Here is a 20,184-nt window from a genome sequence, read left to right on the forward strand (position 1 = left end):
GGCGGCGCCGGGCCTGGCACGGCGCTGTCCGATTACAGCTGGCGCAATGCGGTTACCCGCTGCGCCAGCTTCTTGGCTGAAATGCCGGTGCGTGCGCCCAGCTCCTGGGCGAACAGGGAAACACGCAGCTCTTCCAGGTCCCAGCGCAGGGCCTGCCATTGCGGGCGCTCGCGCAGTCCCTGCTCCTCGCCGGTGCGCAACGCATCCAGGAACGGATGCAATTCCAGCATGCGCGCCTGGTCGCGCGGCGGATCGCGCTTGGCGCGTTCGGTGCGCAGAATCATCGCCTTCAGGTAACGCGGGTACTGGGCCAGTGCATCGGCCGGCGTATCGCGCAGGAAGCCGGGGTGGATCAGGCCCACCAGCTGCGCTTCCATGTCATCCAGGTTGCCGCGCGCCCAGCCCATCAACGGCGCTTCCAGCAGCGGCTTCAGTTCTCCCACCAGGCCCAGGATGGTCTCGGCCAGTTTCAGCCGCTGCATAGCCTCGCCGAACAGCGCCTTGGCCACCTGCTCGCGTCGCTGCTCGAACGCGCCGGCATCGCGGATGTCGCCCAGACCGTCGGCCAACACCGCGTTCATCGCCGCATCCACCAGATCGCCACGCAGGCGTTCCTGCGATTCAATGGCCGCGTACAGCAGGCCGGTCTTGGCGCCCACCGGCAACTGCTTGCGGGCCTGCTTCACCTTGTCCGACAGGGCGATTTCCAGCAAGCGGCGCACGCCCAGCGGATGCGCTTCCTCGGCCTGCTGGCGGTCGGCGAAGATGCGCAGCGCCACGCTGTCCCCTTCATCCAGCAGCGCCGGGTAGGCCGGCACGCCGGCTTCACCGGGCACCTGCAAGGGAATCGGCGTGGACGGGAAGCTGCGCAGGCCGTCGGCCGCCATCTCGCGGCCGGCGCGTGCAGCAAAGGCATCGCCGGCACGGCTGCCGAACTTCGCGCGCAGCGCGTCCAGATCGCGCGAACTGGCCAGCACCTTGCCGTGCTCATCGCGCAGCCGCAGGTTCATGTGCAGGTGCGGCTCGATCGAGGTGGGCTCGAAATCGGTGGCCGCCACCTGCGCGCCGGTGGCACGCGACAGGAAGCGCGCCAGCTCGCCGGTGATCGCGTCGGCGCTGGGTTGTGGGAAGGCCTCGAAGAATGCCCGGGCGAAATCCGGTGCGGGCACGTAGTTGCGGCGCATGGCCTTGGGCAGGCTGCGGATCAGCGCCGCGGCCTTGTCGGCCACGAAGCCCGGCGCCAGCCAGCCCAACTGCACCGGATCCAGCGCGTTCAACAGGTGCAGCGGCACGTCCAGGGTTACGCCGTCGTCGTCGCTGCCCGGCTCGAAGCGGTAGTGCAGCGGCAGCCGCGCCTGGCCCAGCGCCAGATACTTGGGGTAGCGCTCCTGCTCGCTGCCTTCGCCGGGCAACAGGTCGACCAGCGACCAGTGCAGGCCCTTGCGCTGTTCCGGCGGCAGGGTCTTCCACCACGCATCCAGGCCCGATGCCGAATGGATCTGCGGCGGTACGCGGTCCAGGTACCAGCGCGCCTGCCAATCCTCGTCGGCCACGATACCGGCGCGGCGCAGCTTGGCCTCTTCCTCGCGGGCCTGTTCCAGCACCTTGTGGTTGTCGGCCACGAAACTGGCGCGGGTGTTGATTTCGCCGGTCACCAGCGCCTGGCGCACGAAGATGTCATGCGCCTCGCCCGGTTCGATGCGGCCGTAGTGCACCGGCTTCTTCGGGGCCAGCACCAGGCCGAACAGGCTGATCTGTTCCGAGGCCAGCACCTGGCCCTGCGCGCGCGACCAGTGCGGGTCGAAGTGCTTGCGCAGCAGCAGGTGCGGCAGTTCGGCAATCACCCAGTCCGGCTCGATGGCCGCCAGAGTCATGCCCCAGACCTTCTGCGTGTCCAGCAGGTTGGCCGCCAGCAGCCACGGCGGCGGGCGCTTGGACAGCGCCGAACCCGGGAACGGCAGGAAGCGGCGCTGGCGCGGCGCCTGGAAATCGCCCTTGTCGGTGCGGTGGCCCACCTGCGTGGGCAGGCCGGCGATCAACGCACGGTGCAGGGTCTGGTAGGCGGCCGCGCGCACACGCTCGCTGAAGCCACCCCCGGCAGGCACTTCGTCCTTCTGCGCACGCGCCGCCACCGGTGCCGGCACGGCCTCGGTCTTGCCTTCGCGGGCCAGGCGCGCAGCGCGGTGCAACTGGCCACGGGTGGCCTTCACCGCGGCCGCGTCGTCACGCGCTGGGGCCGGCGCACTGCTGCCGGCCAGCAGCGGTGCCATCGCCGCATCGCTGGCTTCTTCCTTCCAGCCCAGCTCTTCGCACAGCAAGCGCAGCTGGCGGTGCAGCTCGCGCCATTCGCGCATGCGCAGGAAGCCCAGGAAATGGCGGCCGCACCAGTCGCGCAGTTTCGATTGGGTCAGGTCTTCGTGGGCCGTGCGATAGCCATCCCACAGGCGCAGCACGCCCACGAGTTCAGAGCGCCCATCGGCGAACTGCGCATGCGCACTGTCAGCCGCACCACGCGCTTCGGGCGGACGTTCGCGCGGGTCCTGGATGCCCAGGAACGAGGCGATCACCAGCATCGGCCGCAGGCAACCTGCCGCCTGCGCGGCCACCAGCATGCGCGCCAGCTTCACGTCCACCGGCAGGCGTGCCATCTGCTTGCCGATGGTGGTCATGCGCCGCTCGGCATCGATCGCGCCCAGTTCGGTCAGCTGCTGCCAACCATCGGCCACCGCGCGCTCGTCCGGCGCTTCCAGGAACGGGAAGTCCTCGATGCGGCCCAGGCCCAGCTGCAGCATGCGCAGGATCACCCCGGCCAGGCTGGAGCGGCGGATTTCCGGATCGGTGAACTCCGGCCGCGCCTGGAAATCGGCTTCGGCATACAGGCGGTAGCAGATGCCCTCGGCAATACGGCCGCAGCGGCCCTTGCGCTGGTTGGCACTGGCCTGCGAGATCGGCTCGATATGCAGGCGGTCCAGCTTGTTGCGCGGGCTGTAGCGCTTGACGCGGGCGAAGCCCGGATCGACCACGTAGCGGATGCGCGGCACCGTCAGCGAGGTCTCGGCCACGTTGGTGGCCAGCACGATGCGCCGGTTCGGGCCCGGGTTGAACACCCGGTCCTGGTCCTGGTTGGACAGCCGCGCGTACAGCGGCAGCACCTCGGTATTGCGGTACTTGCGGCGCTCCAGCGACTGGTGCGCATCGCGGATCTCGCGTTCACCGGGCAGGAAGATCAGCACGTCGCCCCGCGCATCCAGGCGGGTGATTTCATCGATGGCCGACACGATGGCATCGTTCACCGTGCGCTCGCCCTCCTGTTCGCCCTCGCCTTCCAGCGCGCGGTAGCGCACTTCCACCGGGAAGGTGCGCCCTTCCACGCTGATCACCGGCGCATTGTCGAAATGCTGGGCGAAGCGCTCGGTATCGATGGTGGCCGAGGTGACGATCAGCTTCAGGTCCGGGCGCTTGCGCAGCAGCTGCTTCAGGTAGCCCAGCAGGAAGTCGATGTTGAGGCTGCGTTCGTGCGCCTCGTCCACGATGATCGTGTCGTAGTTCGACAGCCAGCGGTCGCTGGCGATCTCCGCCAGCAGGATGCCGTCGGTCATGAACTTGATGCGGCTGTCGTCGCTGACCTTGTCGTTGAAACGCACCTGGTAGCCGACCAGCTGGCCCAGTTCGCTGTGCAGTTCCTGCGCCACGCGGCTGGCCACCGCACGTGCAGCAATCCGTCGCGGCTGGGTGCAGCCGATCATGCCGGCCTGGCCACGGCCCGCAGCCAGGCACAGCTTCGGCAGCTGGGTGGTCTTGCCCGAACCGGTTTCGCCGGCGATCACCACCACCTGGTGGTCGCGGATCAGGCCGATGATCGCCTCGGCTTCACGCGCAATCGGCAGCAGCGGGTCCAGAGTAATGGATGGCTGCTGCTGCGCCCGCTGCTGGCGGCGCTGCACCGATGCCTGCAGGGCCTGCTCGAACGTGGCGGCCAGGGCCGCATCTTCGGGCTTGGCCTGGCAACGCGACAGCATGCCCAGCAGACGGCCCCGGTCGCGGCTCATGGCGCCATTGATGGCGGCGCGCTGTTGGCGCAGGCGGGACGGCATATTTTTATTGATAGCGTTCATCAATCGGTTCGTTCAAAACTTTGAAAGCGACCAGTCATCACGACTGATTTACTGTGAAGGCCAACGATTCCACAAGGAGGAACCCCATGGCGAAGACCAAGAGCACGACCAAGCCCAAGACCGGTAAGCAGAAGCTTGCGGCGGCGGCGCCGTCGGCACCCAACATCGATATCGGGATCACCCAGGGCAACCGCAAGAAGATCGCCGACGGTCTGTCGCGGTTCCAGGCCGATGCGTTCACGCTCTACCTGAAGACCCACAACTTCCACTGGAACGTGACCGGGTCGATGTTCAATTCGCTGCACACCATGTTCGAGACCCAGTACACCGAGCAGTGGGCAGCCCTGGACGATGTGGCCGAGCGCATCCGCGCCCTGGGGTTCAATGCCCCGGGCTCCTACCGGGAATTCGCTGCGCTGACCTCGATTGCCGAGGAGCCGGGCCTGACCGACAGCGCGGACTGGCGGGAAATGGTACGCCAGTTGGTGGTCGCCAACGAAGCGGTGTGCCGTACGGCACGTGAAGTGCTGGACGTGGCCGACGATGCCGACGACGCCCCGACCGAGGATCTGATGACCCAGCGCCTGCAGACCCACGAGAAGTACGCCTGGATGCTGCGCTCCCTCCTCCAGTAAGGGTTTGGGGGGGTTTCGGCAGGGCTTGCAGCCCTGCACCTGCTTCAAGCCGAAGCCAGGGCAACAGCAGAAGCTGGTTTGCTGAGGGTTGGCGGGGTGGGTCCGGTTTAGGGGGACGTCGTAAACCCCCAGTCCGGCCCAGCCGCTGGCGGCTGTGCGTTCGGGCGCTTGCGAAGCAGTGCTTCGCAAGCAAAGCGCCCTCACCCATGGGGGCTTAGCCGCGCCATCCATGGCGCGGATACCCCCTCAACCGGACCCACCCCGCCTTCGACAGACCACCGCGATCTGCCGGAACGGCCCAATGCTCTGGCAGGTGTCGACCTTGGTCGACACAGTAGAGCCACGCCACGCGTGGATGATTCATTCGATGTCTGACAGATGTGTCGACCAAGGTCGACACCTACCCACAGCCGCCATCCATGGCGCGGATACCCCCTCAACCGGACCCACCCCGCCTTCGACAGACCTCCGCGATCTGCCGGAACGGCCCAATGCTCTGGCAGGTGTCGACCTTGGTCGACACAGTAGAGCCACGCCACGCGTGGATGATTCATTCGATGTCTGACAGATGTGTCGACCAAGGTCGACACCTACCCACAGCCGCCATCCATGGCGCGGATACCCCCTCAACCGGACCCACCCCGCCTTCGACAGACCTCCGCGATCTGCCGGAACGGCCCAATGCTCTGGCAGGTGTCGACCTTGGTCGACACAGTAGAGCCACGCCACGCGTGGATGATTCATTCGATGTCTGACAGATGTGTCGACCAAGGTCGACACCTACCCACAGCCGCCATCCATGGCGCGGATACCCCCTCAACCGGACCCACCCCGCCTTCGACAGACCTCCGCGATCTGCCGGAACGGCCCAATGCTCTGGCAGGTGTCGACCTTGGTCGACACAGTAGAGCCACGCCACGCGTGGATGATTCATTCGATGTCTGACAGATGTGTCGACCAAGGTCGACACCTACCCACAGCCGCCATCCATGGCGCGGATACCCCCTCAACCGGACCCACCCCGCCTTCGACAGTTTCCCGCCATCTGTCGGCAAAGCTTGGGGTCGGAGCCGTTTTCCGCAGGAAAACGGCTCCGACCCCATTTTGTTCATTCGATATCTGAAAGATGTGTCGACCAAGGTCGACACCTACCCACAGCCGCGTGAACCTGTCAGAGGCGGGGCGGTGTCGGATTGCGGGGTGTCCGCGGCATGGATGCCGCGGCCAAGCCTACACGGACGTACTTGCGGCGTCCCCGCAATCCGACACCGCCCCGCCATCCCACGCAGAGCCCGCTCTGGACGTTGACGTTGACGTTGCTCCAAGCAGGTGCAGGGCGCAGCCCTGCCGAACCCCTACCACCCCCGCCGGGGTAAACTAGGCGGATGGCTTCCCGTCCCGCGCACGATCTGCTCCAACGCGTCTTTGGTTACGACGATTTCCGTGGTCCCCAGCAGGACATCGTGGAGCATGTGGCTGCCGGCCACGACGCCCTGGTGCTGATGCCCACCGGCGGCGGCAAGTCGCTCTGCTACCAGGTCCCGGCCCTGCTGCGTGACGGTTGCGGCATCGTCATCTCCCCGCTCATCGCCCTCATGCAGGACCAGGTCGAAGCCCTGCGCCAGCTCGGCGTGCGCGCCGAATACCTGAATTCCACCCTGGATGGCGAAACCGCCGCCCGGGTCGAACGCGAACTGCTGGCCGGCGAACTGGACATGCTCTATGTCGCCCCCGAGCGCCTGCTGACCGGCCGCTTCCTGTCCCTGCTCTCGCGCAGCCACATCGCGCTGTTCGCCATCGACGAAGCGCACTGTGTGTCGCAGTGGGGCCACGATTTCCGCCCCGAATACCGCCAGTTGACGGTGCTGCACGAGCGCTGGCCGGACATTCCGCGCATCGCCCTGACCGCCACCGCCGATCCGCCCACCCAGCGCGAGATCGCCGAGCGCCTGGACCTGGCCCAGGCCCGCCACTTCGTCAGCTCCTTCGACCGCCCCAACATCCGCTACACCGTGGTGCAGAAGGACAACGCGCGCAAGCAGCTGACCGATTTCCTGCGCGGCCACCGCAGCGAGGCCGGCATCGTCTACTGCATGTCGCGGCGCAAGGTGGAAGAGACCGCCGAATTCCTCTGCGGCCAGGGCTTCAATGCCCTGCCCTACCACGCCGGCCTGCCGCCGGAAGTGCGCGCCAACAACCAGCGCCGCTTCCTGCGCGAAGACGGCATTGTCATGTGCGCGACCATCGCCTTCGGCATGGGCATCGACAAGCCGGATGTGCGCTTCGTGGCGCATACCGACCTGCCCAAATCGATGGAAGGCTACTACCAGGAAACCGGCCGCGCCGGCCGCGATGGCGAGGCCGCCGAGGCCTGGCTGTGCTACGGCCTGGGCGATGTGGTGCTGCTGAAGCAGATGATCGAGCAGTCCGAAGCCAGCGAAGAGCGCAAGCAGCTGGAACGGTCCAAGCTGGACCATCTGCTGGGCTACTGCGAATCCATGCAGTGCCGCCGCCAGGTGCTGCTGGCCGGTTTCGGCGAAACCTATCCGCAACCCTGCGGCAACTGTGACAACTGCCTGACCCCGCCGGCCGCCTGGGACGCCACCATTCCCGCGCAGAAGGCCCTGAGCTGCGTGTACCGCAGCGGCCAGCGCTTCGGCGTGGGCCACCTGATCGATATCCTGCGTGGCAGCGAGAACGAGAAGATCAAGCAGCAGGGCCACGACAAGCTGAGCACCTACGCCATCGGCCGCGACCTGGATGCGCGCACCTGGCGCAGCGTGTTCCGGCAACTGGTGGCGGCCAGCCTGCTGGAAGTGGACAGCGAGGGCCATGGCGGCCTGCGCCTGACCGACGCCAGCCGCGCAGTGCTGACCGGGCGCCGCCAGATCAGCATGCGCCGCGATGCCGCCAGCGCCACCGCAGGCCGCGAGCGCAGCGCGCAGCGTACCGGCCTGTCGGTGCTGCCGCAGGATCTGGCCCTGTTCAACGCCCTGCGCGGCCTGCGTGCCGAACTGGCCCGCGAACAGAACGTGCCGGCCTTCGTGATCTTCCACGACAGCACCCTGCGCAACATTGCCGAACAGCGCCCGACCTCGCTGGATGAACTGGCCCGGGTGGGCGGCATCGGCGGCACCAAGCTCAGCCGCTACGGCCCGCGCCTGGTGGAGATCGTGCGCGAGGAAGGCTAGGCGTTCGGCGTTGGCGCGCATCGCGCTCGCCGGGCGTGGCCCGGCGCTACCCTCGCCGCGGTGCTCGACGCCACCCTCGCCCTGCTCCAACCTTGAACACGCCATTCAGCAAGAAGTGCATCGCGCCCCGCTTGCCGTTAGATTGATGCCCATGTCCGTCGCCTCCACCCTGCTGCGTGTCGTGCTCATGCTCAGCCTGTTGCTCAACGGGGTGAACGCGGCCATGGCCAGTGGGCACGCGCAGATGGGCCCGATGGCGCATGACAGCGCCAGCGCGGCGGCAGATGAACCCGACTGCCACCACCATGCGGGCATGCAGGCCGAACCGGCCCCGGAAGCCCAGGCCCCGGCCCACGACAGCCACTGCCAGATGAAGGACTGCGTGCGCAGCTGTGCCCAGCAGCCCCTTCTGGCCGTGCAGCCGCTGGCCCTGCCGGTCGGCCCGGCCTGGTCGCTGGCACCGCCGCCGGTGCACGCCAGCGGCCGTCCCGCGCCGCCGCTGCCGCCCCTCTCACGCCCTCCCATCGGCTGATTCCGCGCGCCTGCGGGCGCATCGCGCTTCGCTGCCGGCCCCGTGCCGGTCGTACCCGTGTTCCGGAGTCACCCATGAATACCCGTATTCCCCCCGGCCCGGGCGCCCTGCCCATGCCGTCGCGCCGCCTGTTCGTACAGGGCCTGGCCGCTGGCGGCGTGGTCGCTGGCGCCACCGCCATCGGCGTGCCGCAGCGCGCGCTTGCCGCTGCCAGCGCCACGCCGCGCCTGGCCGGCGCACCGGCCGTGCTCACCGACACCCGCGTCGAACTGGCCATCGGCGAATCGCTGGCCAACTTCACCGGCCGCACCCGCCCGGCGATCACCGTGAACGGCTCGCTGCCGGCGCCGATCCTGCGCTGGCGCGAAGGCCAGACCGTGGACCTGTTCGTGCGCAACACGCTGGAGCGCCACCCCACCTCCATCCACTGGCACGGCATCCTGCTGCCGGCCAACATGGACGGCGTGCCTGGCCTGAGCTTCAACGGCATCGGCCCCGGCGAGACCTACCACTACCACTTCCAGCTGAAGCAGTCGGGCACCTACTGGTACCACAGCCATTCGATGTTCCAGGAACAGGCCGGCCTGTACGGCGCGCTGATCATTGACCCGGCCGAACCGGCGCCCTACCAGCACGACCGCGAGCACGTGATCCTGCTCTCGGACTGGACCGACATGGACCCGGGCGCGCTGTTCCGGCGCATGAAGAAGCTGGCCGAGCATGACAACTACTACAAGCGCACCCTGCCCGACTTCGTGCGCGACGTGCGCCGCGACGGCTGGTCGGCGGCGCTGTCCGACCGCGGCATGTGGGGCCGCATGCGCATGACCCCCACTGACATTTCCGACGTCAATGCGCACACCTACACCTACCTGATGAACGGCACGGCGCCGGCCGGCAACTGGACCGGGCTGTTCCGCAGTGGCGAAAAGGTGCTGCTGCGCTTCATCAACGGCGCCTCGATGACCTATTTCGACGTGCGCATTCCCGGCCTGAAGATGACCGTGGTGGCCGCCGATGGCCAGTACATCCACCCGGTCAGCATCGATGAATTCCGCATTGCCCCGGCCGAGACCTACGACGTGCTGGTGGAACCCAGCGGCCAGGACGCCTTCACCATTTTCTGCCAGGACATGGGCCGCACCGGCTTTGCCGCCGGCACCCTGGCCGTGCGTCATGGCCTGCAGGCGCCAATTCCGCAGCGCGACCCGCGCCCGCTGCTGACGATGAGCGACATGGGGCATGACATGGCGGGCCACGACGGGCATGACATGGCGGCCATGAAAAGCATGGAAGGCGGCTGCGGCGCCCACATGGACCACAGCGCGCATGGCACCGCTGCGGCGAGCAAGGCGCCGAAGCATTCGGCCAGCGAACTGGCCAGCCCGCTGGTGGACATGCGCAGCGGCGCCACCGAACCCAAGCTGGATGACCCTGGCATCGGCCTGCGCGACAACGGCCGCCAGGTACTGACCTACGGTGCAATGCACAGCCTGTTCGACGACCCGGATGGCCGCGAGCCCGGCCGCGAGATCGAGCTGCACCTGACCGGGCACATGGAGAAATTCGCCTGGTCGTTCGACGGCGTTCCCTTCGCCAGTGCCGAACCGCTGCGGCTGAACTACGGCGAGCGCATGCGCATCGTGCTGGTGAACGACACCATGATGCAGCACCCGATCCACCTGCACGGTGTGTGGAGCGATGTGGAAAACGCCGCCGGTGAGTTCCAGGTGCGCAAGCACACCGTGGACATGCCGCCTGGCACCCGCCGCAGCTACCGCGTCCGTGCCGATGCACTGGGCCGCTGGGCCTACCACTGCCATCTGCTGTACCACATGGAAGCGGGCATGATGCGCGAAGTGAGGATCGAAGAATGAGCCGCCTCGTCTCCCGCAGTCTGTTGGCCGTGGGCCTGGCCACTGCCCTGCCCGCCTTCGCGCAGTCGCACGCCGGTCATGACATGGCCATGCCCGCAACGGCACCGGTCGATCATTCGAAGATGGACCATTCAAAAATGGACCATTCGAAGATGGACCACGCGCAGATGGACCACGCCGCGATGGGCCACGCCATGCCTGCGCCCAGCGAACCCCGCGACCCCATCCCGGTGCCGACCGACGCTGACCGCGCCGCGGCCTTCCCGGCCATCAATCACGATGCGATGGAACATGCGCCGCAGATCAACAGCCTGCTGCTGATCGACCGCCTGGAACATTGGGATGGCCAGGACGGCAAGGGCCAGGCCTGGGAAGCCAGTGGCTGGATCGGCGGCGACATCAACCGCCTGTGGCTGCGCAGCGATGGTGAACGCAGTGGCGGCCGCACCGAATCCTCATCGCTGGAAGCACTGTACGGCCGCAGCGTCTCGCCGTGGTGGGACGTGCTGGTCGGCGTCCGCCAGGATTTCCGCCCCGCCGATTCGCGCACCTGGGCGGCGATCGGCATCCAGGGCCTGGCGCCGTACAAGTTCGAAAGCTCGGCCACGCTGTACCTGGGTTCCGGCGGGCAAGTGCTGGCCAAGGCCGAAGTGGAGTACGACGTACTGCTGACCAACCGGCTGATCCTGCAACCGCTGGTGGAAGCCACGCTGGCGGCCAAGGACGAACCGGAGCACGGCATCGGCCAGGGCCTGAACAAGGTCGAGGCCGGCCTGCGCCTGCGCTACGAGTTCAACCGCCGCTTCGCGCCGTACATCGGCATCAGCCACGAGCGCAGCTTCGGTGATGCCGCCGACCATGCCGGCGACCATGCGCGCGACACGCGCTGGGTCGCCGGCGTGCGCATGTGGTTCTAAGGCACTGCAAGGCCCCGGTTCGCGCCGGGGCCGGCTACACTGCGCCACGCTTGAACACTGCCACCACCATGTCCCTGCAGATCCGCCGCGCCACCCTGGCCGATGCCGAAGCGCTTTCGGCCATTGCCATTGCCACGTACACCGAAACCTGGGGCGACTCGTACCCGCCGCAGGAACTGGACGTCTTCCTGCAGGAACACTACGGCCTGGCGCCGCAGCGCGAGGAACTGTGCGACCCGCGCAGCGCCGTCTGGTTGCTGCTGGACGGCGAACAGGTGGTCGGCTATCTGGCGGCCGGCGCCAACACCCTGCCGCACGCCGAAGCGCGCGATGGCGATATTGAACTGAAGCGCCTGTACATCCTGGCCGCGCACCACAACCACGGCCACGGCGCGCGCCTGATGGACGCCTTCATCGCCTGGCTGGACCAGCCGCAACGCCGCACCCTGTGGGTAGGCGTGTGGGAAGAAAACCTCGCCGCCCAGCGCTTCTACGCACGCTACGGCTGCGAAAAAGCCGGCGAGTACGACTTCATCGTCGGCAGCACCCACGACCGCGAACACATCCTGCGCCGCCCGTAACGCCGACCGCGTGCTCTCGTAGAGTCGAGCTTGCTCGACTGCTTCTCGCCTTTCCGCTCTTTGTAGAGTCGAGCTTGCTCGACTGCTTTCCCTGCAGTCGAGCAAGCTCGACTCTACCCAGCATTCTCAGAAATCAAACAGCTCCGACAGGAAGCTTTCCTTCTTCTTTTTCTTGTAACCCTGGCCATGCTGCCCGCGGCTGTCTTCATAGCGCTGGCCCAGATGGCGGGTATCACGATGCACCACCTGCGCGGCCACCTGCGGCTGCGCCTGCACCGGTGCCGGCGGCGGCACGGCAGCGCCCGCAGCAGCGCCGGCCCGCTCGATGATCTTGTCCAGTTCACCACGGTCCAGCCACACGCCGCGGCAACTGGGGCAGTAGTCGATTTCAATGCCATGGCGCTCGGCCATCTGCAGGGTCTGGGTGGTACACACGGGGCACTGCATGGGCGTCGCTCCTTTCAGTCTGTCCTTGACTGTACCTGTCTATCGATGACTGTTCGGCAACATGACCGATGGCACAGGGACTAACGGGGCGCGCGCACGCGTGGCTGGCCACACACACTGCAGGTTCATCCCGCAAGGAGCGCGCGCATGAACCCCGCTTTCCACCTGCCCGCAGCCGGCCGCCTGTTGCTGGTGCTGCTGGGCGTCGGCCTCGGCCTGAACCTGCGTGACCTCAGTGCGGCAGCGGGCCTTCCCATCCCCGCCTTGCCCATTCCGTATGGCGGCAGCCTGCTCGACAACGCCTTGGCGGTGCTGGTGGCGCTGCTGCTGGCGGCCCTGCTGCGCCCCCGTGGCATGGGGCTGGCGGCCAGCCTGGGCCTGCGCTGGAACGGCGGGCGCGGCCCGCTCTGGGTGTTGCTGGCCAGTCTCACGTGCTGGCTGGGTCTGGGCGCACTGGGCACACCCAACACCGCGCTGACCGCAGTGGACGCCACGATGCTGGCCGTGTTGTTTCCGCTGGCCGAGGAAGTGCTGTTCCGCGGGCTCGGCTTCGTGCTGCTGGTAAAGATCGTGCGCGGCCCTTGGGCGCTGCTGGCGCTGCCGCAGGCGCTGCTGTTCGGGCTGGTGCACTGGCTGGGGTTCGGCGGTTTCGGCGGCGGCACCACCGCCGTGTTCGTCGGGGTGGTCATCGCGTTCGGCGGGTTCATCTTCGCCTGGCTCGACCATCTGGACGGCAACACCCTGTGGTGCGGTCTGGCCCTGCACGTTTCGATGAACCTGGCCTGGAATGTGTTCAGCCTGGACGATGCGATGGCGCTGGGCTGGCAGGCCACCAGCCTGCGCGTCGGCACCGCCCTGCTGGCCGTGGCCGTATTGGGCCTGCACGCACGCCGCAGACGCGCTGTAACGTTGTCTTAGCCCGTCCTGCACATGGATATCACCCTACGGTCGAGCATACTTGCGCGCCTTTTCACCGCTGCTGTCCGGAGTTGTCGCGTCATGTTGCTGTCCAAGCGCCACGTTGAACCGCGCGTCCTGCTGATCGAGGATGCCGAAGAAACCCGCGAGCTGAGCCGCATGGCGCTGGAAAGCCAGGCCTGCCACGTGGTGGGCGTCAGCAGCGCCGAGGCCGCGCTGGGCCTGCTCGCCGCCGGTGAACGCTTCGATCTGCTGTTCACCGACGTCAACCTGGGCCGGGTCAGTGGCATCGAGGCCGCCAACCAGGTGCGCGGGCTGTACCCGCAGCTGCCGATCCTGGTCACCTCAGGCATGGACCAGCACAGCGTGCTGCCGCAGCTGCGCGCAGGCATTCATTTCCTGCCCAAGCCGTACAACATGAGCGAGCTGCTGGACGCGATCCGGCTGTGCTTCCGCCACGCCGATGCCGGCGTGCTGACCGGGCCGGACGCGCAGGCGGCGTAAGGCATTCATCCACGCATGGCGTGGATCTACCTGCATCCACGCCACGGCTCCGCCGTCAGTAGATCCACGCCATGCGTGGATGGCGGCAACCGTCAGCCACCGGTGTAAGGCCCCTCCCCCGGCAGCACGTCCAACAGCGCACGGGTGATCACCCGCGGGTACACGGTCAGATGGTCTTCACCATCGATCACCACGTTATCCACCTGCAGGTTGCGGCCAGGGCGCTGCAGCTGGGTGGTGAAATCGGCCGCCTGCCGCAGCATGTCATTGCCGGTGGAATAGCGCGGGCCAGGCTTGATGGTTTCGTAGCCGCCGACCGACAGCAGCACGCGGGTCGGTCGCGCGGGTATGACAGCGGCGTCCTGCAGGCGCGGCAGCAGCCCCTGGTCGAACCACAGCGAGGGGCTGGACAGGATGTAGGTGCTGAACAGGTCCGGCTGGGTGGTCAGCACATAGGCGCCGAACAGGGCGCCATAGGAATGGCCGGCGAACGTGCGTCGGGCCGCATCGGTGCGGTAGCGCGCATCGACCAGCGGCAGCACCTGCCTGGCCAGGAAATCGCGGTAATGCAGGGCGCCGCCGTAGGTCACATCACTGCTGTAGTAGTCGGCAGGAATGCGCGCCGGGTTGCTGGGTGTGTAGTCGCGCGAGCGGCTCTGCTTGGACGTCAGGCCTTCCTGCGGCGGCAACCCGACCAGGATGAAGTCCTCGATGTTTTGCCCCTGCTGCCCCACCAGGTTGCGCACGCTGCGCACCAGCGGGAAGCTGTACAGCGCATCGGTCACGTACAGCACCGGATAGCGCTTCTGCGGGTGTTCGGCATAGCCGGCCGGCAGAGCCACCCAGATGGGATAATCGCGGCCCGCCGGATCGTGCACACGCAGCGTCTGGGTATCGGGCAGCGCTACATACGGCTGCGCCGGCGCGGCTTCGGCAACGGCCGGCGCTGCGGCGGGCAGCGGGAACAAGGTGCGCAGTGCCTGCAGCGCGGCCGGGTGGTACATCGTGGCGTGGGTTTCATCCGGCAGCGGCTGGTACCTCACCAGCAGCGACGGCGAGGCCTGCTGCAGCAGCGCGGCGAGTTTGGCGCTGGCATCGGCCAGTTCCGGCTGGCCACTGCTGGCCAGGAACACGCGCGGGCCCGTCTTGGCCACGGCCGGCAAGCGCTTCGGCGCCGCCGCCAGCAACGCGCCCTTGTTCCACCACAGGCTGGGGTCCAGCGCGATATAGCTGTTGAACAGCCCCGGCTCCTGCAGCAGCGTTTCGACCACGAACAGGCCGGCCAGCGATTCACCCATCAGCGCGCGTTCGTCGGTGGTGGCGTAGCGCTGGCGCACCTGCGGCATCAGTTCGTCGCGCAGGAAGCTGCGGTAGGCCGCAGAACCGCCAATGCGCGGGGCAATCTTCTGGTCCTGCGGGTCGCTGCTGGGGCCGGTCATGTCGCGGCGGCGCTCGGTGTTTTCGATGCCCACCAACAGGAACGGGCGCATGCTGCCGTTGCCGGTCAGCACCTGCACCAGCCCCGCCACGTGCAGGAAGTCTTCGCCGATGCCACCGTCGGGCATGTACAACACCGGCAGCGGCGTCTTCGGGTCCAGCCCCCAGGGCTGCGGCCGGTAGACGTTGATGCGGCGGGTTTCGCCCAGCGCCTTCGATTCGATCGTGAAAGTTTCGCCGATGGCCAACGGCGCGGCGGCGGCCGACTGCGCGGGCGCCGCCGGTTCGGCCGCGTGCAGCGGTGCGGCACAGGCGGCCAGAAGCAGGAACGGAAGCACGAACAACCGCATGGTGGAATCCTTCACCGGAAATTCTTCGAGCATAACGGCCTGCGGCAGGACAGTGCTAGATTCGGCGTTCGCCCCTGCGCCTGGAGTGCCCGCATGACCCGACTGACCGCCAAGGACTTTCCCGCCGAACTGCTGGAGCTGTACGACGGTTACGTCCATGGGCGCATGAGCCGACGCGATTTCCTGGATCGCGCCGCGGCCTTCGCCGTGGCTGGTGTCACCGCCGGCACGCTGCTGGCCGCGCTCACGCCCGACTACGCGCTGGCGCAGCAGGTGTCCTTCACCGATCCCGATATCCACGCCGAATACCTCAGCTACCCCTCGCCCAACGGGCATGGCCAGGTGCGCGGCTATTTCGTGCGCCCGGCCAAGCTGGAAAAGCGCCTGCCCGCGGTGGTGGTGGTGCACGAGAACCGTGGCTTGAACCCCTATGTCGAAGACGTGGCGCGCCGCGTGGCCAAGGCCGGCTATATCGCACTGGCACCGGATGGCCTGAGTTCGGTTGGCGGTTATCCGGGCAATGATGATCGCGGCCGCGAACTGCAGAAGCAGGTTGATCCGCAGAAACTGATGAACGATTTCTTCGCGGCCATCGAATATCTGCGCGCGCATGCACAGGCCAGCGGCAAGGTCGGCATTACCGGTTTCTGCTATGGCGGCGGCGTCAGCAATGCGGCGGCGGTGGCCTACCCGGAACTGGACGCGGCGGTGCCGTTCTACGGGCGCCAGGCCGACCCGAAGGACGTGCCACGCATCAAGGCGCCGCTGCTGCTGCACTTCGCCGAGAAGGATGACAACGTCAATGCCACGTGGCCGGCGTACGAGGCCGCACTGAAACAGGCCGGCACGCATTACCAGGCGTATGTGTACCCGGGCACCAACCACGGCTTCCACAACGATTCGACACCGCGCTACGACAAGGCTGCGGCAGATCTGGCATGGGAGCGCACGCTGGCGTGGTTCCAGCGTTATCTGGCGTGAGCGGGTGAGTGACCGGCAGGCGTGTCAGCCTGTCGGGTTTGGCGCCCGCGCCCGCCAGTGCGTGGCCAGCCGCATCAGCGGCCGTTCCAGAACCCAATGGGCCAGCACGCCCACCAGCGTGGCGCACGCCGTTGCCGCCAGGATGATGGCGTCGGGGCTGAGCGTGCCGAACAGGTCGAGCCGGTGCACCAGCAGGTCCAGCACGTGCATGTGGAACAGGTAGATCGAATAGGACGCATCGCCCAGCAGGGTCATCGGTTTGCCGGTGCCCTGCGGGACCGGCGCACGCAGGGCGGCGGAACACACTATCAGGCCGGCATACAGCCCCCACATGCGGAAACGCTGCCAGCTCAGGCTGGCATCCAGCGTCGATTCGGCCTTCCAGTCCCAGTACATGCCATGCATCGCATCGCGCAGGATGAAGAAGGTGCCCGCCGCGAACATCGCGGTGGCCAGCCAGGCAGGCAGCCGGTAGCCGCTGGCCCACACCCTGCCGATCAGGACGCCCAGCAGGAACTCCAGCATGATCGGGTTGCCCACGATGTTCAGCGGCCGGCTGAAGCCGTACGCCGAACCGAGCAGCACCAGCAGCACGATGGCGATGGCAATGCGTTCGTGCAGCGGGCGCGCCGAGCGCCAGCATAGGGCCAGTGCGATCACGGCATAGAACGCGGCCTCGAACAGCAACGTCCAGCCCGGCGGCAGCGTCGGCACGGTCGTGGCGCTGCCCAGCGGCTGCACGAACAGCAGGGACAATGCCAGAGCGCCGGGGTCCAGGCGATCCGGCCGGACCAGCAGGTACAGCAGTGTGGCGATGGCATAGAGCGGCCAGATTCGCCAGAACCGGTTGCCAATGAACGCGCGGACGCTCCGTGCCCGGGTGGCCGAGATCGAGACGATGAAACCGCTGATGACGAAGAACACGTCCACGCCGATGGCGCCGATCTGGCGGATATCGCCGTACTGGACCTGATAGGCCTGCAGCCCGTTGTTCGACACCAGGAACATGGCGTGGAACCACACCACGGCGACCGCAGCCGCTCCCCGCAGCCACTGAATGCTGACCAGCTTGTCCATCCCGCCCTCCCCGGCGTTCGGGGCATGGTAGCAACGCGCGAGCGCCGCGGATTTCCAGTGCTTCTCTTTGTGATTTGGGTCACAGGCCGGGCCCTGTGAATGCCGCTGTCGCGTTTGGCGAGCGCTCAATGTCGCATCTGCACCGAACTTCGGCGTGGGGCGCAGGCACGCGTTCCGTGTTGATGGTGGAAGTCGCTCACAGCAGACGCAGGCGACTTCGCGCTTTGCGACAGGTTTGGGCGTGTTCCGCCAGACGTTGGAGCAGATACGTCCCGTGCTGTCGTGTGCTGCGCCGCCTGCAGTGGTGACAATGCAGGTGCGCCTTGGGGTTGGAAGGCTGTTTCAGACAATTCTGATTGAAACCCAAGCGCAGGCGTAACCAACATGCAGCGCCACCGACAACGGGTGGCACCGGGCCTGCAAGCCCGGAATGACAATCACGCTGTTGTTTACGCTCGCCCGTCGGCACCGTCTGTGGATGGTGCCGGCGGGTGATCCGTCGGCCTTCATGGTGGGCGGTGCGTGGGGGTTTTCGAACCCGCCGGTTACTAGCGTGATGTCATTCCGGCTTGCAGCCACGCACCGCCCGCCACCCGCCCTGCGCGGTGGCACGCCTGCGCTTTTGCCGAGGACGCCGACATGACCCTACCTCCGCCGCATCCGCTGTACGCCCACCACGACAGCGTGAATGACGATGACAACCCCGCCCCCGAACTCAGCACCGTCTGGGGATGCTTGAAGGGCATTCGCCGTGGCGATGCCGCAGATGGACAGCCGTGGCCGGAAACCGGATTGCCGCCCGGTCGACAGCAGGCGCTGGCGCGGACAGAACGTGCCGCCGTTGGGTTGCTGACGGTCGCGGAAGTACTGCATGCTGCCGAGCGTTGTCGGCAGAGCGGTACGCCTGCGCAGCATCTGGATGAGGGTGTGGTGGACGGCTTGTTCCTGGCCCTGCGCGGCTTGGCGGAGAAGGTGTGTGGAGAGATCCGGCCGCCCGCGTAGTGCTCGCGTATCGCCGCAACCTTGGAGCCCCCATGGAGCTCGAAGGCCACATGTGTAGCTCGACAGAATGCGAGGCAATGGAAGGGTGCAGACGCGAAAAAGGCCGCGCCACATTGGTGATCTACCAGGCCGGATGGGTCTGTGCCACGATGACCGTGCGGACATCATGGCGGGCCTTGAACTGATCTTGAGCGGCGTTGCGCGGCGGCTTGCCGCGCAACGCTGAAGCCTGGCGCGGACTCAACCCGCCGAGCAGGCAACGTCCAATACCGCAGCATTCAGTGTACCCGGATGCACCGGCACAGGATCGAGCGGCCTGGGTTCGCCCCCGAGATACTCGTTGTCTGCGCTGAGTTCCAGACTCGAGAGATGGGCCACGGTGTGCTTCTTGCAGTCATAGCGTGATCGCACATCCATGTAGCGGGTCCGGGGGTGAACCTTGAGATCGTCGGGTACGTCATCAAGCACCTGGCGGATCGACAGCGTGACAGTGTCACCCTCACGTTGCAGCTTCTGCTGCCTGTCGATATAGGTCTTGGATGACGCACTGCTGCCCAGGTAATACCAGCGCTCGGGTGATTTGACTCCGTCTGCCCTGGCTGATGCCTGCGTGCCTGCATTCCCCTGCGTTGCGCCCGCTTTCTCGGCTGCCTGGACCGAAGTACTGCCCAGGGCCACCGTGGCGAGAAGAATGGCGCCAACGCGTTTCAATTCAACAAACGTCATGTAATTTCTGCTCCTTGCTACGACATGGGGGGGGGACAAGTATGCCGTTCGATCACGCCTCGATTTCCACTCTTGCCTGAATAGGCTGACTATCGACTTCGCGGCGCCGTAGATTCAATCTGCGCAGAGGCAGGTCAACGCACGCATGGCATCTGGGCTGCGCATCTTTGAACCGTTCGACGGAAATGACTCAGAGCGCGGGTTGGCGGAGAAGGTGTGTGCGGAGATCCAGCCGACGTAGCCGCATGCGCCGCAAAGCGGGCCATACTTCGGCCGGGCCGTAACGCGCTCTATCTGCACCCTACAAGGAGGTACACATGTTGAATGTCTTGATCATGGCCGCGCTGGCCGCTGCTTCGTCCCCTTCCGCGCCCTACGGCGACTGCCTGCTCGGCAACATCCAGCCCGGCCTGTCCGATCGCGCGGTGAATCTGGTGCAGCAGGCCTGCGCCGCCAAGCACCCGGGGAGCTTCGCGGCTTCGCTGGAACTGGAGCGTCGCCAGGCTGCGCAGCGCCAAGTGCAGTTCGATGCTGCGCGCATGGCTGTCCAGCGCGCAGCGGAAGCTGCGGCCAGGGCGGCCGACGTCGCTGCTCACGCGGCGGCGGAGCGCGAGGCCGCGCGGGCCAAGCGCGCTGAGGCGAAGTAGGCGAATTAGGCGAAAAGTACGCTGTACGTGCCCGGGCCTACCGGGCACTGCGGCGCGGCGCTTGGGCTTGGTGCTGGAAGTCGGTTGCAGGACTTTTCTCATTACCATTGAAAAAGGCGCCCATCGGGCGCCTGAGTCTTTGATGCAATGGCGGGCCATGAAGGATTCGAACCTTCGGCTAGAGGATAAAAATAGACTCGGATCCAGCCTAATAATCAATAGCTTATCAGACTGAATTTTTCCTGTC

16 protein-coding genes and 1 pseudogene are annotated in these 20,184 nt (G+C 66.8%); 11 read left to right on the top strand and 6 right to left on the bottom strand.

The window, feature by feature from the left end:
• Positions 1–32: 32 nt before the first annotated feature.
• Entirely contained in the window at positions 33–4,115 is a 4,083-nt protein-coding gene (gene hrpA, locus C1930_RS15260) for an ATP-dependent RNA helicase HrpA (RefSeq protein ID WP_108772107.1), read from the bottom strand.
• 86 nt (positions 4,116–4,201) lie between these two features.
• Between hrpA and C1930_RS15265 the strand changes: the two genes are divergently transcribed.
• From C1930_RS15265 to C1930_RS15290, 6 genes are all read left to right on the top strand, one after another.
• The gene (locus C1930_RS15265) at positions 4,202–4,750 is read left to right on the top strand and encodes a Dps family protein (protein ID WP_108753905.1); all 549 of its coding nucleotides are present in this window, start codon (positions 4,202–4,204) and stop codon (positions 4,748–4,750) included.
• Positions 4,751–6,135: 1,385 nt separating this feature from the next.
• Positions 6,136–7,941, top strand: a complete 1,806-nt coding sequence (recQ, locus tag C1930_RS15270) for a DNA helicase RecQ (RefSeq protein WP_108753906.1) — start codon at positions 6,136–6,138, stop codon at positions 7,939–7,941.
• A 151-nt stretch (positions 7,942–8,092) separates the two neighbouring features.
• A complete protein-coding gene (locus C1930_RS15275) occupies positions 8,093–8,473 on the top strand; it encodes a CopL family metal-binding regulatory protein (protein ID WP_108753907.1) in 381 nt (126 codons plus the stop codon).
• Between the two features lie 74 nt (positions 8,474–8,547).
• On the top strand, positions 8,548–10,350 hold the full coding sequence (locus C1930_RS15280) for a copper resistance system multicopper oxidase (RefSeq protein ID WP_108772108.1): 1,803 nt from the start codon (positions 8,548–8,550) through the stop codon (positions 10,348–10,350).
• On the top strand, positions 10,347–11,267 hold the full coding sequence (locus tag C1930_RS15285) for a copper resistance protein B (RefSeq protein WP_108772109.1): 921 nt from the start codon (positions 10,347–10,349) through the stop codon (positions 11,265–11,267). Before C1930_RS15280 ends, C1930_RS15285 begins: the two co-directional genes overlap by 4 nt.
• A 68-nt stretch (positions 11,268–11,335) precedes the next feature.
• Positions 11,336–11,848 (top strand): GNAT family N-acetyltransferase, encoded by a 513-nt coding sequence (locus C1930_RS15290; protein ID WP_108772614.1) that lies wholly within the window; start codon positions 11,336–11,338, stop codon positions 11,846–11,848.
• A gap of 126 nt (positions 11,849–11,974) precedes the next feature.
• Here C1930_RS15290 and C1930_RS15295 read toward each other — a convergent pair whose 3' ends face one another.
• Positions 11,975–12,295, bottom strand: a complete 321-nt coding sequence (locus C1930_RS15295) for a zf-TFIIB domain-containing protein (RefSeq protein ID WP_108753911.1) — start codon at positions 12,293–12,295, stop codon at positions 11,975–11,977.
• A 147-nt stretch (positions 12,296–12,442) separates the two neighbouring features.
• Here C1930_RS15295 and C1930_RS15300 point away from each other — a divergent pair, with 147 nt between their 5' ends.
• Both C1930_RS15300 and C1930_RS15305 read left to right on the top strand, forming a co-directional pair.
• Positions 12,443–13,213, top strand: a complete 771-nt coding sequence (locus C1930_RS15300) for a CPBP family glutamic-type intramembrane protease (protein ID WP_108772110.1) — start codon at positions 12,443–12,445, stop codon at positions 13,211–13,213.
• A gap of 81 nt (positions 13,214–13,294) precedes the next feature.
• Positions 13,295–13,717: a response regulator gene (locus C1930_RS15305; RefSeq protein WP_108750836.1), complete on the top strand. Its 423-nt coding sequence runs from the start codon at positions 13,295–13,297 to the stop codon at positions 13,715–13,717.
• Between the two features lie 92 nt (positions 13,718–13,809).
• Here C1930_RS15305 and C1930_RS15310 read toward each other — a convergent pair whose 3' ends face one another.
• Positions 13,810–14,676, bottom strand: coding sequence for an alpha/beta hydrolase-fold protein (locus tag C1930_RS15310; protein ID WP_325051544.1), 867 nt, complete (start codon positions 14,674–14,676; stop codon positions 13,810–13,812).
• A pseudogene (locus C1930_RS20570) lies at positions 14,677–15,504 on the bottom strand (alpha/beta hydrolase-fold protein); the annotation flags it as partial.
• 93 nt (positions 15,505–15,597) lie between these two features.
• Here C1930_RS20570 and yghX point away from each other — a divergent pair.
• A complete protein-coding gene (yghX, locus tag C1930_RS15315) occupies positions 15,598–16,485 on the top strand; it encodes a YghX family hydrolase (RefSeq protein ID WP_108772111.1) in 888 nt (295 codons plus the stop codon).
• A gap of 24 nt (positions 16,486–16,509) precedes the next feature.
• Here yghX and C1930_RS15320 read toward each other — a convergent pair whose 3' ends face one another.
• Positions 16,510–17,562: an acyltransferase gene (locus tag C1930_RS15320; protein ID WP_108772112.1), complete on the bottom strand. Its 1,053-nt coding sequence runs from the start codon at positions 17,560–17,562 to the stop codon at positions 16,510–16,512.
• Between the two features lie 639 nt (positions 17,563–18,201).
• On the opposite strand from C1930_RS15320, the gene C1930_RS15325 reads away from it, so the two are divergent.
• Positions 18,202–18,564 carry a hypothetical protein gene (locus C1930_RS15325; RefSeq protein WP_108772113.1) on the top strand — a complete coding sequence of 121 codons (363 nt, stop codon included), beginning with the start codon at positions 18,202–18,204 and terminating at the stop codon, positions 18,562–18,564.
• A gap of 240 nt (positions 18,565–18,804) precedes the next feature.
• On the opposite strand, the gene C1930_RS15330 is transcribed toward C1930_RS15325, so the two are convergent.
• Positions 18,805–19,290 (bottom strand): surface-adhesin E family protein, encoded by a 486-nt coding sequence (locus C1930_RS15330; protein ID WP_108772114.1) that lies wholly within the window; start codon positions 19,288–19,290, stop codon positions 18,805–18,807.
• 317 nt (positions 19,291–19,607) lie between these two features.
• On the opposite strand from C1930_RS15330, the gene C1930_RS15335 reads away from it, so the two are divergent.
• Positions 19,608–19,937, top strand: coding sequence for a hypothetical protein (locus C1930_RS15335; protein WP_108772115.1), 330 nt, complete (start codon positions 19,608–19,610; stop codon positions 19,935–19,937).
• Positions 19,938–20,184: the final 247 nt, after the last annotated feature.

The sequence above is a fragment of the Stenotrophomonas sp. SAU14A_NAIMI4_8 genome, from assembly GCF_003086695.1.
Lineage (GTDB): Bacteria > Pseudomonadota > Gammaproteobacteria > Xanthomonadales > Xanthomonadaceae > Stenotrophomonas.